Below are 12710 nucleotides of genomic sequence, written 5' to 3'. Positions count from 1 at the left end.
CGATGGACCATCTCGTCATGGAAATCGGCCTCGCCATCGGCCTCGTCGCGCTTGCAGGCATACTGTCCGCCAAGCTCAAGTTTTCCGTCATCCCGTTCTACATCATTGTCGGCATGCTCGTCGGCCCGCATGCGTTCAAGATCGGACACTTCGACTTCCGCTTCGTCGAAAGCGCCGAGCTCATCCACTTCTTCGGCCGCATCGGCGTGCTGTTCCTGCTGCTGTACCTCGGCCTTGAATTCTCCGTCGGCCGGCTCATTAAGTCGGGCAAGTCGATCGTCGTCGGAGGCAGCATCTACATCGGCATCAACTTCACGCTCGGCCTGCTCTACGGCTTCCTGACCGGCCTGCCGCTGTCCGAGGTGCTGATCATCGCCGGCATCACGACGATCTCCTCCAGCGCCATCGTCGCCAAGGTGCTCGTCGACCTGAAGCGGACCGCCAACCAGGAGACCGAGATGATCCTCGGCATCATCATGTTCGAGGACGTCTTCCTGGCCCTCTACATCTCCATCGTATCCGGCCTCGTGCTCAGCTCGTCCTCGAGCCTCGGCGGCGTGCTGCTGTCGGCGCTGATCGCGCTCGTGTTCATGCTCGGCGTGCTCATCGTCGGACGCAAGCTCGTCCCTCAGCTGAACCGCTGGCTCGACATCCGCTCCAACGAGCTGTTCCTGCTCATCGTATTCGGCTCGCTGTTCCTGATCGCAGGCTTCGCCGAGACGATCCACGTCGCCGAGGCGATCGGCGCGCTGCTCGTCGGGCTCGTGCTGGCCGAGACCCAGCATGCCCACCGCATCGAAAAGCTCATCCTGCCGTTCCGCGATTTCTTCGGAGCGATGTTCTTCTTCAGCTTCGGCCTCACGATCGATCCGACCGCCCTTGGCGGAGCCGTATGGATGGCGCTCGGCGCTGTCGCGATCACGCTGGTCGGCAACTTCGCCGCAGGCATGCTCGCGGGCCGCAGCGCGGGCATTCCGCCGTACGCCTCCGCCAAGATCGGCCTGACGATCGTCGCGCGCGGCGAGTTCTCGATCATCATGGCCAATCTGGCGATGGCCGGCGGCCTGGCCGCCATCATTCAGCCGTTCGCCGCGCTGTACGTGCTGATCCTCGCGATTCTCGGGCCGCTGCTGACCAAGGAAAGCAAGTGGGTATTCCGGATGCTCGATCCGATCTTCAAGTTCAACGCTCGCTACGACCGCCGGCAGCAGCAGGCTCCGGAGACGAGCAGCTGACGATCCGCCGGCCGGCGCCTTGCCGCCGCGCCGGTTCCTCCACTCGCCAAAAAGCGGTCAGAGCCCTAGGCTGCTGACCGCTTTCTTTTTTGCCGGCTTGCCCTACGTGTCGGAGGAGCCGATGAAGTTGAAGCTTTCCGGTCCGACGCGCGTGGCGCCGAGAGCCGAGACCGAGGCGAATACGGTGTAGGTCTGGACGGCGTTCGGAGCGAAGAAGTCGGAGCCGGCGATATTGATGAGCTGCGGTCCGAGCAGGCTGATGTCGAGCACCTGGGCAGCGGAGAAGACAAGCGTATCCGTCGGCAGCGTGCCGCGCACGACGCTGATCGTCACCGTCGTCGCCACCGGCAGCAAGCCGAGCTGGATGGCCATCATGCCGACAAAATCGACCCGCGTCTGACCTGAGACTCCGGCAGTCAGGTCGAGCGTCTGCTGGGCGATAAGCTGATCTTCGTTGATGATCGTGATCGGAATTGCGATCGAGTTCGCGAAGCTGGCGTTCTGGCTAGTCTTAAGATCAAGGAAGCGGGACATAGGAACCCTCCTTTCCAACGAGGATAGGATAGCATATGATAGGTTTCTAGATTTGGAATGGATGGAAGCCCCTTCGCGCCATATTTCTCTCCATCCGCATTCTTGCCGCCAAAGGAGTGAGTCCGCATGAAGCAGCTGCGCAAGCGCCTGAACCGACAGGAGCTGAACGAGGCCGTCGCCCTCGCCGACCGGATTTTCCGCGAGGAAGGCGAGCCCTCGATGGGGACGAGCTTTCCCCGCATCTTCGATCCGGCGATCGGCTTGTCGATCGGCATCGCCGAGGAGGGCCGCCTCGTCTCGTTCATCGGGTTCGTGCCCCATCAGATCCGGATCGGCCCCGCGCTGCTGAGCGTCTGCGCGCTCGGCTCCGTCTGCACGCATCCCGACTATCGGGGGCAGGGACATGCCAGCGTGCTGCTCCAGGAAGCGTTCCATCAGGCGGAGCGGATGGAAGCGGCGCTCATGCTCGTCTCCGGCACGCGCTCCCTCTACCGGCGGGGCGGCTGCCATGCCTTCGGCTCGGTGCGCCGCTACCGCCTCGCCGCCGCGCCGGACGCGGCGCAGACGCTGCCGCCGGGCATGCGCGTCCGGCCGATGGCGGCCGACGACTGGTTCCGGCTCAAGGAGCTTGCCGACGCCAAGCCGGCCGGCTATTTGCGCAGCATCCCCGACTTCGCGTCCGAGCTGGCGAGCGAAGCGGTCGCGGCGATGTACGGCTTCCATCACGAGGTGCTCGTCGCCGAGGCTGCCGGTCGGCTGCTCGCCTATGTCGTCATCGCCGCCGGACCGATCCCGGACGGCTCCGACCTGGAGCCGTTCGTCGTCGAATGGGGCGGCAAGGCCGCCGACGTCCTGCCGCTCGCGCGCGCAGCGATGGCGCAGCTGGAGCTCTCCTCCCTGCTGCTGTTCGCTTCCGCCCATGAGCGCCGCATGATGCAGCTGCTGGAAGGGCATCCTTACACCGACAGCCACAACCAAGGCACCGTCCGCATCATGAACCTGCCGCTGCTCTGGCGGCAGCTGCAGCCATACTTCGAGGCGAAAGCGGCGGCAGCCGGCAGCCGGCTCCCGGACTGGACCGTCGAGCGGCTGGCCGAGGGCGAGCATGCCCTCGCGCTTGACGGGCGCCTCATACCGCTGAGCGCGCGCGACTGGACGCTGCTCCTGTTCGACGGACCCGACGCCGAGCCGGATGACGGTCCTGACGCCTTCGTCCGGCAGCAGGCCGCGGAGCGCGAGCGCGATTCGGCGGATCTGCTGCCCGCGCTCGCCGGCGCCTCCGGCGGCAGCGCCGAGGCCGAATCGGCGGCCGCGAGCGAGAGCGGCGGCGCTTCGAGCCGGGCTCGGGCCTCCGGCCGCACCGGCAAGCCCGGCACGGCCGCAGCCGCGGCGGAATGCCCGGCCGACCCCCGCCCCTCGAGCGGGACGAGCCGCCATTTGCCTTTGACCGATGCCGAAGCCCGGCAGCTGCGGACCTACTTTCCGCTCCCGTTTCCGTATACGGCCGGACTCAGTTATATTTGACCGGCTCCTGCGTCCTTCGCCCGTGCGCCTTGCTGCCCGCGAAGGACGCTTTCTGTTTCGCGGCAGAGCATTAGCGCGAGCTTTTGACGGAAAGGCGGGGCGCATGGTAGAATCTGCCCGGCTTCACCCTCGGCTTGTACGAGAGAAGGATATGCAGAAGGGATGAATAGAAGATGGCGTTTAGACTCGAGCATGACTTTCTTGGAGAAAAAGAAGTTCCGGAGAGCGCCTATTACGGCATCCAGACGCTCCGCGCCGTCGAAAACTTCCCGATCACCGGCGTGCCGATCCATCCGGAGCTGCTCGTCGCGCTGGCCCATGTGAAAAAAGCCGCCGCACGCGCCAATATGGACGTCCATCTGCTGCAGTCGTCGATCGGCGAAGCGATCGTGAAGGCGTCCGAAGAGGTGATCGAGCAGCAGCTGCTCGACCAGTTCATCGTCGACAGCATTCAAGGCGGCGCCGGGACGTCCATCAATATGAACATGAACGAGGTGCTGGCCAACCGGGCGCTCGAGCTGCTCGGACGGGAAAAGGGCGACTACTTCCACTGCAGCCCGAACAACCATGTGAACATGTCGCAGTCGACGAACGACGCGATCCCGACCGCGCTGCGCATCGCCGCCTATACGCTGACCCAGCATCTGCTCGAGGCGCTGCAGGCGCTGCAGGACGGCTTCCTCGCCAAGCGCGACGAGTTCGACAGCGTCATCAAAATGGGCCGCACGCATCTGCAGGATGCCGTGCCGATCCGCCTCGGCCAGGAATTCGGCGCCTACGCCGCCGTGCTCGGCCGCGACATCGGTCGCATCCGCAGCGCGGCCCTTCATGCGCTGACCGTCAACATGGGCGCGACGGCGGTCGGCACCGGCCTCAACGCCAAGCCGGAGTACATTTCCTCCGTCATCGCCCATCTGCAGGAGCAGACGGGGCTGCCGATCCGCGCCGCCGACGATCTCGTCGACGCCACGCAAAACAGCGACGCCTACACCGAGCTGTCGGCCGCCCTCAAGGTATGCGCGGTCAACCTGTCCAAAATCTGCAACGACATCCGCCTGATGGCTTCCGGTCCGCGCGTCGGCCTGGCCGAGCTGTCGCTGCCGCCGCGCCAGCCGGGCTCGTCGATCATGCCGGGCAAGGTCAATCCCGTCATGGCCGAGGTCGTCAACCAGGTCGCCTTCCAGGTGATGGGCAACGACCATACGCTGTGCATGGCATGCGAGGCGGGACAGTTCGAGCTCAACGTCATGGGTCCGGTCATCGCCTTCAACCTGCTGCAGTCGCTCAAGATTCTGCGCAACGGCGTCGACGTGTTCCTCCGCCATGCCGTCGAGGGCATGCAGGCGAACCGCGAGCGCTGCGAAAGCTATGTCGCGAACTCGTTCGGCATCGTCACCGCGCTCAACCCGCATCTCGGGTACGAGGTGGCGGCCCAGCTCGTCAAGGAGGCGCTCGCGACCGGCCTGACGATCCGCGAGCTGATCCTCGAGCGCGGCCTGCTCACGCCGGAGGAGATGACCGAGATCCTCGATCCGTACGCGATGACCTCGCCCGGCATCGCCGGCGAGCATCTGCTCGAGGACGCGAAGTAATTTCCGGTTCTAAAAGAAATGTTGCCGCCCTGCCCGTCCGCCTTGTTTGCGCCGCTTGTCCCCTTGGTGATGTTCTGAGTAGCTCGAGCTGACAGAGAGGACATTCGACCAACCGAGGAGGAATCGAGATGACGGCACCAGTGGTAGGGATATTCCGAGCGGAGAAGGATGCGCTGCATGCGATGGAGGAGCTGAAGGCCGCCGGCTGGAGCAAGGAGCAGCTGTCGGTCATACGGCGGACCCGCGAGGAGGTATGCCGGGTCGAGTCGCAGACGGGAACGAACGCTTCGGAGGGCATGGTGTCCGGAGGGCTGGCCGGGGCCGTGCTCGGCGGGGCGGCGGGCGTGCTGGCGACGGCGGGCTTGCTGTTCGTGCCCGGCATCGGGCCGCTGCTGGCGGCCGGGCCGATCGCTACGGTGCTGGCCGGAGCGGCGTTCGGCGGCAGCGCCGGCACGCTTGTCGGCGGCCTCGCCGGCCTCGGCATCCCGGATCATCAAGCGGAGCAGTACCGGACGCTCGTCGAACAGGATCATGTGCTCGTCATCGCTACGGCCGACGCAGGCAATCAGGCGCTGGCGGAGCGGATCGTGACGGCATGCGGCTCGCTCGAAGGGGCTGCCGCCGAATCGGCGGCAGCAGAGGCGATAGCGCTGGACGGGGGCCGGCTGCGCGACGAGGCCGCGGCTCCCGGCTCGGCGGACCGCGCCGTCCGCCTGAACCGGGTGCGGGAGGAATCCGCCGCCGCGGCCGGAGCCGCATCGGGCGCAGCGGCCGAGGACGTGCGGGTGCTGATCGGTCCGCGGCCCGGCGAGAGCACGGTCGACGCTCCCGCTCCGGCGCAGGAGCTGATCGTGCCGATCCCGCCGGCGGGAGAGTAAGCGATGACGCTCGCCGGAGCAAGCGCCGCACTCGCCTCCCTGTCCCTGGCCGCAGTCGCCTGGTTCGGCATCCAGTCGCTGCGCAAGCTCCGCTCGACGCTCGACGAGGTGCAGCAGACCGTAGCCGAGCTGCGGAGCCGGATCGATCCGCTCGCGGGCGAAGCGACCTCCCTCGTCCGGACGGCGAACAGCACGATCCGCGAGGTGAAAGGCCGCATCACGACGGTCGATCCGCTGCTGGACAGCGCTCATGACGTCGGCGACGTCATCCATCAGGTCGCCGAATCGTTCAAGCAGGCGATGGCCGAAAAAAGCGGCGGCTCCCGCCCTGGCGCCGCCCCGCGTCCGAGCCGCTCGCTCCCGGGAGAAGCTGTCTCGATCCGCATCGGCGGCCCTTCGGCGGCTCCAGGCCCGCGCAGCCGGTAGCGGAAGGGCGGCTTGCGCTTCCGCCGCAGCCGGTAGTGGATCGGCTCGCGAGGACGAAGCGTCGGACGCGACGGCAGCCCGCATGTCGCGGACCGCGCTTCCGCCGACCGACCAAAAGCCCCTCTCGCGATGCGAGAGGGGCTTTTTCGGGCCGCTGGAGCGTGTATGGAAACCACTGGCATGAGCCGAGGCACTTTACGCTCCCTCATGGAGCCGATGCGCACGTTCTGCGCGAGCCGAGGCACTTTACGCTCCCTCGTGGAGCCGATGTGCACGTTTTGCGCGAGCCAAGGCGCTTTCCGCTCCCTCGTGGAGCCGATGCGCACGTTCTGCGCGCACCGAGGCACTTTACGCTCCCTCGTGAAGCCGATGTGCACGTTCTGCGCGAGCCGAGGCACTTTCCGCTCCCTCATGGAGCCGATGCGCACGTTCTGCGCGAGCCAAGGCACTTTCCGCTCCCTCATGGAGCCGATGCGCACGTTCTGCGCGAACCGAGGCACTTTCCGCTCCCTCGTGGAGCCGATGCGCACGTTCTGCGCGAGCCGAGGCACTTTCCGCTCCCTCGTGGAGCCGATGCGCACGTTCTGCGCGAACCGAGGCACTTTCCGCTCCCCGGCGCCGCCAGTCCAGAGGAAGTGAGGACGCATCCCATCCTGCTCCCGATGGACCTGCTCGCTTCACATGCGGACGAGTCCGCTACACCAGCTCCAGCACCGGCTTATACGTATAGCCGAGGTCGCGGGCGACCGCCTCGTAGGTGATATGGCCGCCCATCGCGTTGACGCCCTCGCGGATCGGCTGCGAGGCGCGGATCGCGGCCGCGGCGCCGAGCGAGGCGAGCTGCAGCGCGAACGGCAGCGTCGCGTTCGTGAGCGCCATCGTCGATGTGTACGGCACCGCGCCAGGGATGTTGGCGACGGCGTAGTGCAGCACGCCATGCTTTTCGAATACCGGATCGTCATGCGTCGTGATGCGGTCGATCGTCTCGACGCTGCCGCCCTGGTCGATCGCCACGTCGACGATGACGGAGCCTTTCTCCATCGAGCGCACCATCTCCTCGGTGACGAGCTTCGGCGCCTTGCCGCCTGGGATGAGCACGGTCGAGATGACGAGATCCGACTCGCGCACCGACTCCGCCAGATTGTGCGTCGTCGACTGCAGCGTCTGCAGGCGGCTGCCGAAGACGAGCGCCAGCTCGCGCAGCCGGTTCGTGTTCGTGTCGAGCACGGTCACGTCCGCGCCAAGGCCGACCGCCAGCTGCACCGAGCTCGTGCCGGCGATGCCCGCGCCGATGACCGTCACCTTGCCGCGCTTCACGCCGGTCACGCCGGACAGCAGCTTGCCCTTGCCGCCGTAGGCCTTCTCCAGCATCTGCGCGCCGACCTGCACCGCCATCCGGCCGGCCACCTCGCTCATCGGCGCGAGCAGCGGCAGCGCGCCGTTCACGCGGATCGTCTCGTAGGCGACCGCCGTCACGCCCGACGCGCGCAGCGCCTCCGCCAGCTCCGGCTCGGCCGCCAGATGCAGATAGGCGAACAGCAGCAGCCCTTCCCGGAAGAAGCCGTATTCGGCCGGCAGCGGCTCCTTCACCTTCATCACCATCTCGCTCCTGCCCCATACCTCCGCCGCTTCCGGCGCGATCGACGCGCCGGCCGCCTCGTACAGCGCGTCGGCGAATCCGCTCTCCTCGCCTGCGCCGCGCTCGATCAGCACGCTATGGCCGGCCCGGATCAGCTCGGCCGCTCCCATCGGGGTAAGAGCGACGCGGTTCTCGTTGTTTTTGATTTCCTTCGGAATTCCGATTTTCATGGGACAGGCACCTCGTCTATAATAGGGTTGTTTTCCTTTTTCTATGGTACGGCAGCGCGGGACGGGCGGCATCTTACACGTTGTCGAAGCTTTCGCCGCCGCGGGTCGACGTGTTGCCGATAGCTGACATGAACCGGAAGGCGTCTCCTTGCTTCAACTATATGCTCCACGGAAAGGTGTTGTCCCTCCATGAACGTGACGGACTTGCAAGTACGGGACATCCTGCAGCGCCCCTTGTTCGCAGGCGCCAGGCTGGCCGCGGGCGGCCTGGGGATCGGCCGTCCGGTCGGGTGGGTGCATGTGATCGAGATCGTGCGCAACGCGCCTTTCGTCAGCCGCCATGATCTTATTCTTACCACAGGACTGTGGCTCAAACAGTCGATCCAGGATCGGCTCGACTATGTCCGCCAGCTGATCGTGCAGGAAGCGGCCGGCCTCATCCTCGAGCTCGGCACGAGCATCGACGAAGTGCCGGAGGAAGTGCTGGAGCTGGCGGAGGAGCATGGCTTTCCCGTCATCGTCTTTGACCGGCCGGTCCGCTTCTCCGATATTACCCAGGATATCCACGCCCTCATCCTCGGCCGGCGGCGCGGGCAGCAGGATGCGGCCGACCGCTTCGCGCGGCGGCTGCAGCAGCTGACGCTGCAGCACAGCGACATCGCCGCCGTGCTGCGCCTGCTGCATGCCGACACCGGCCGGCAGACGCTGTTCTACTCGCTGCTGGAGCCCGACCGGCATCACCCGCCGCTCGCCGCCGAGCCGGAGCTGCGCGAGCTGGCCGGGCTCGATGTGCGCGAACTGGAGCAGGCGGGGCGCTTCGGCGACGGGCGCGCTCCGCTGCTGCTGCCGCTGGAGCAGGGCGGGCAGCTGCTGCTGCGCCCGGTGCTCGGCTACGGCCAGCTGCTGGCCGCCGTCGGGCTCGTCGTCGAGGACGCCGAGGAGGCGGAGCTGCGCTCGCCCTATCTGGAGGCGGCCGCCTCCGCCGCGGCCGCGCTGACGCTGCGCACGCAGTTCAGCCGCGAGCATGACGCGCGCCGCCAGGACCGCCTCATCCCTGAGCTGATGGAGGGAAAAGCCCGCAGCGAGGAGCAGGCCCGCTCGCTCGCCGGCCTGCCTGCCGGCGGCGCCGGCGCCGCGCTCGCGCTGCTGCTCGAGCTCGATGCCGACGACGGCGAGGATCGCGGCGACCGGCTCGAGGGAGCGGCGCGCGACCTGCCCGTGCTGCTGCGCACCTTGCTGCGCAAGCACGGACTGCGCGGCAGCCTGCACGCGGAGTCGGCCTCGCTGACGCGGCTGCTGCTGCTGGCGGACGGCTCGTTCGCCGCCGCCGAGCAGCGGCTGCTCGGCGGCGCGCGGCGCGTGCTCGAGGACGCGCTGCGCTACGCCGGCGAGCAGCTCGGCGGCATGCGGCTGCGCGCCGCCGCGGGCAAAGCCCGCGGAGCGCTGCTCGACGCGCCCGCCGCGTTCCGCGAGGCCGGCCAGGCGCTCGAGATCGCGCGGCGCGTGCCGGAGCTTGGAGAGGCCGTCTTTTACCACGAGCTCGGCGCTTATCAGTTGCTGCAGGCGATACCGGACGCGCAGCTGCTGGGCGGCTACGTACAGGACCATCTCGGCCCGATCCTGCAGCTGGAGAAGGAAGCCCGCCGGCAGCTGCTCGAGACGCTGGACATGTACCTCAAATGCTTCGGCTCCAAGCACGAGACGGCGCGGCGGCTGTTCATCCACCGGCAGACGCTCTACAACCGGATGGAGCGGCTGAACGAGCTGATCGGCGATCCGTTCCGCGAGCCTCACAAGCGGATCGGCCTGGAGATGGCGCTCATGGCGTACAAGCTCCGCACCGGAGCCGGAATCTCCCGCGGCCCCGGCCCGGGCCAGGCGTAAGCTCTCCATGAGAGACGCGGCGAACAAGGGAACTTTTTCCCTTGCGGGGCCACGAAGCCAAGAGACGCGGCGCGCCAGTCTCCTTCCCAACAAAAAGAACGTCCCCGCCAGGCTGGCGGGGACGTTCTTTGGCATTCGCGCGCATGAGCGCCCGAGCTTAATAGCGGTACGATCCGTAGCCGCTGCGGCGGCGCCGTCCGCCGATCAGGCCGGCGATCCGGTGGACGAGCCATGCGGCGGCGGCGACGAGCATCATGTCGGAGGCCGCGTTGTAGAGGAACAGATGCTTCTCCAGGTCGGCCAGCCCGTCTCCGACGACGGGGATGACGAACGAGAAGACGCCGACAAACGCGACGAGCAGCATCAGCTCCGCCGTCATGCGGCCCGCCGTGCTGCGGGCGCGCAGCCATTCGACGACGCAGACGGCTGCGTAGAGCAGGTAGAAGAGCGCCACGAACCACAGCGAGCGCGGCATGAACTCCGCCTTGAGCCGGCTCCAGCCGCTGTAGCGCTCGCTGAGCGCGAGCGCCGGCTTGCCCTCGCTCTTTTCGTAGTTGCCGAGATAGCTGATCTTCAGCTGCACGCCCCGCTCGGCCGCCCGGTCGAGCAGGCCGATCAGCCGCTGCGGATGCGTCGCGTAGAACAGCATCACCTTGCCATGCGACATGCGGTCGTAAAAGTCCTCCTTCATCTCCGGCGCCTCCTGCTTGATCGGGGCGTCCGTCTGGAAGAAGTTCGTGCCCGCGTTGACCGCCAGCTTCTCCGGCAGGCCGAGATCGCGCAGGTCGCCCTTGACGTCCGGCGATTCGTTGAGGATGCCGAAAAAGACGGTCTGGTACAGGTTGATATGCTTGAGCCCATCCGGCGCGAACGCGTAGAGCAGCGCGGACAGCAGGAACAGCGTCGAGCAGCCCCACAGCACGCAGCGCCGCCACGCCCGGTCCCAGCGCAGCGGGAGCAGCCGCAGGCCGTACAGCGCCAGCACGATGCCGATCGGCGTATTCTGCAGCTTGGCCGTCGCGAGCATGAACGCGCAGACGAAGAAGAGCAGCGCCGCCCCGGTCGTCGGCTTGTCCTGCTGAGCCAGCCTCAGGCCAGTCGCGGCCGTGAGCAGCAGGAAGAGCAGCGACACCGGCTCCGCGAAGAACGAGTTGAAATACGCGACATACCGGACGTCGAGGAATACGAACAGCAGCCCCGCCGCCAGCATGAGCGCCGCGGACAGGCTATGCCGCCTGCCGGAGCGGACGATCAGGAAGACGGCGGAGACGAGCAGCGCCGAGTAGACCGCGCCGAGAAAGCGCACGTTGAACAGCGTCTGGTCGTACAGCCAGCCGAACGAGCGGGCGATGTAGACCGGAATCAGCTGGGAGGTGATGTAGGCGCCGCGAAGGCCTTCGTAGGCGAACACCGAGTTGGCCCAGCCGAAAAACCGGTCCTCGTAGCTGACGGCCGCCGGATTGTAGTCGAGCCCCGCCGTCATGAGCACGCGCAGGAAATCGCCGTTGTCGGCCATGCCGACGAACGGCGAGGCGAACAGCAGCCCGATCAGGATGCCGATCGCGGCCGCGGCCGCGGCATATTCGAGCTTGATGCGTTCGTTCAAGCCTGGCACCCCCTAGTACAAGGCAGGAGCAGGAGCGGCAGATGCCCCTTCCTGCTCTGCCTCGTCTTGCTCGCGAACCGCGCCCTCGCCCCTCCGCCGCACGGCCGGAGGCAGCTCCCGCTCGACGATGTACAGCGGGCGACGCTTCACCTCGCGGTAGATCTTGCCGATGTACTCGCCGATCAGGCCGATCGAGAGCAGCTGCACCCCGCCGATGAACCAGAGCGAGACGATGAGCGACGACCAGCCGCTGACTGCCCGGCCCATCAGGTTGGAGACGATGCCGTAGATGGCCATGACGATGCTGACGGCGAACACGGCGAAGCCCGCCGCCGTCACCATCCGGATCGGCTTCACCGACAGCGAGGTGATTCCCTCCAGCGCGAAGCTGATCATCTTTTTGAGCGGATACTTGGACTCTCCCGCCGCCCGCTCGAGCCGCTCGTAATAGACGATGCCGGTCTGGTAGCCGAGCATCGGCACCATGCCGCGCAGGAAGATGTTGACCTCGGAGAAGCGGGACAGCTCGTCCAGCGCGCGGCGGCTCATGAGCCGGTAGTCGGCGTGGTTGTTCACGATGCGCAAGCCGAGGCCTTCCATCACCTTGTAAAAGCCTTCGGCGGTCGTGCGCTTGAACCAGGTGTCGCGCTGCCGGCTGCTGCGCACGCCGTAGACGATGTCGCAGCCTTCGCGGTAGCGCAGCACCATGTCGCGGATGACGCGGACGTCGTCCTGCAGGTCGGCGTCGATGCTGACGAGGCAGTCGGCATGGCGCCGCGCCGTCATGAGGCCGCCCAGCAAGGCGCTCTGATGGCCGACGTTGCCGGCCAGATTGAGGCCGGAGACGCGGCGGTAGCGCTCCTTGAGATCGGCGATGAGCGGCCAGGTGCGGTCCCGGCTGCCGTCGTTGACGAACAGGATGAAGCTCTCCGGAGACACGAGCCCTTCCTTTTCCAGGCCGGCCAGCACCGCGTCCAGCTCGACGACGGTCAGCTCCAGCACTTCCTCCTCGTTGTAGCACGGCACGACGATGCCGAGTATCGGCTGCTGCTTGAACATAGCTTTCACTCCTACTCTGAGCCCGAGGCAAAATGATGCCTAATTATACCTCATCCTTCGGCAGAAATCCTTAATCATGCATGAACGGACGAAAACTTCCCCCATCGCATGCCGGAATCGTCCCCCTCGACGCTTCTGCCGGGCGGCGCCGGCCCTTCCCTGC

At 66.8% G+C, this 12710-nt stretch carries 11 protein-coding genes; 7 read left to right on the top strand and 4 right to left on the bottom strand.

Translation table 11 applies throughout. From position 1 onward, the window contains the following. The first annotated feature begins 2 nt into the window (after positions 1–2). Positions 3–1235: a cation:proton antiporter gene (locus NYE40_RS05015; RefSeq protein WP_101808581.1), complete on the top strand. Its 1233-nt coding sequence runs from the start codon at positions 3–5 to the stop codon at positions 1233–1235. 102 nt (positions 1236–1337) lie between these two features. On the opposite strand, the gene NYE40_RS05010 is transcribed toward NYE40_RS05015, so the two are convergent. Continuing rightward, on the bottom strand, positions 1338–1769 hold the full coding sequence (locus NYE40_RS05010) for a hypothetical protein (protein ID WP_101808580.1): 432 nt from the start codon (positions 1767–1769) through the stop codon (positions 1338–1340). Positions 1770–1895: 126 nt separating this feature from the next. Between NYE40_RS05010 and NYE40_RS05005 the strand changes: the two genes are divergently transcribed. From NYE40_RS05005 to NYE40_RS04985, 5 genes are all read left to right on the top strand, one after another. Further along, positions 1896–3293 (top strand): GNAT family N-acetyltransferase, encoded by a 1398-nt coding sequence (locus tag NYE40_RS05005; protein ID WP_101808579.1) that lies wholly within the window; start codon positions 1896–1898, stop codon positions 3291–3293. Positions 3294–3466: 173 nt separating this feature from the next. Continuing rightward, complete coding sequence (gene aspA / locus NYE40_RS05000; RefSeq protein ID WP_101808578.1) at positions 3467–4885, top strand: aspartate ammonia-lyase; 1419 nt, start codon at positions 3467–3469, stop codon at positions 4883–4885. 128 nt (positions 4886–5013) lie between these two features. Continuing rightward, complete coding sequence (locus NYE40_RS04995; protein ID WP_101808577.1) at positions 5014–5763, top strand: general stress protein; 750 nt, start codon at positions 5014–5016, stop codon at positions 5761–5763. 3 nt (positions 5764–5766) lie between these two features. Then, complete coding sequence (locus tag NYE40_RS04990; RefSeq protein ID WP_101808576.1) at positions 5767–6189, top strand: DUF948 domain-containing protein; 423 nt, start codon at positions 5767–5769, stop codon at positions 6187–6189. Positions 6190–6369: 180 nt separating this feature from the next. Then, positions 6370–6828: a hypothetical protein gene (locus NYE40_RS04985; protein WP_101808575.1), complete on the top strand. Its 459-nt coding sequence runs from the start codon at positions 6370–6372 to the stop codon at positions 6826–6828. A 57-nt stretch (positions 6829–6885) separates the two neighbouring features. On the opposite strand, the gene ald is transcribed toward NYE40_RS04985, so the two are convergent. Beyond that, entirely contained in the window at positions 6886–7998 is a 1113-nt protein-coding gene (gene ald / locus NYE40_RS04980) for an alanine dehydrogenase (RefSeq protein WP_101808574.1), read from the bottom strand. Between the two features lie 189 nt (positions 7999–8187). On the opposite strand from ald, the gene NYE40_RS04975 reads away from it, so the two are divergent. Beyond that, positions 8188–9882 (top strand): PucR family transcriptional regulator, encoded by a 1695-nt coding sequence (locus NYE40_RS04975; protein WP_101808573.1) that lies wholly within the window; start codon positions 8188–8190, stop codon positions 9880–9882. 157 nt (positions 9883–10039) lie between these two features. Here the strand turns inward: NYE40_RS04975 and NYE40_RS04970 are convergent, their stop codons facing one another. Beyond that, positions 10040–11488 carry a hypothetical protein gene (locus tag NYE40_RS04970; RefSeq protein ID WP_101808572.1) on the bottom strand — a complete coding sequence of 483 codons (1449 nt, stop codon included), beginning with the start codon at positions 11486–11488 and terminating at the stop codon, positions 10040–10042. Between the two features lie 12 nt (positions 11489–11500). Further along, the gene (locus NYE40_RS04965) at positions 11501–12547 is read right to left on the bottom strand and encodes a glycosyltransferase family 2 protein (protein ID WP_339279427.1); all 1047 of its coding nucleotides are present in this window, start codon (positions 12545–12547) and stop codon (positions 11501–11503) included. Positions 12548–12710 lie beyond the last annotated feature (163 nt).

The organism is Paenibacillus sp. FSL W8-1187, assembly GCF_037965485.1.
In the GTDB taxonomy this organism is placed as follows: domain Bacteria; phylum Bacillota; class Bacilli; order Paenibacillales; family Paenibacillaceae; genus Paenibacillus_O; species Paenibacillus_O pasadenensis.
Note: the sequence above shows the minus strand (reverse complement) of the source record. Positions and strands in the feature narration are given on the sequence as shown.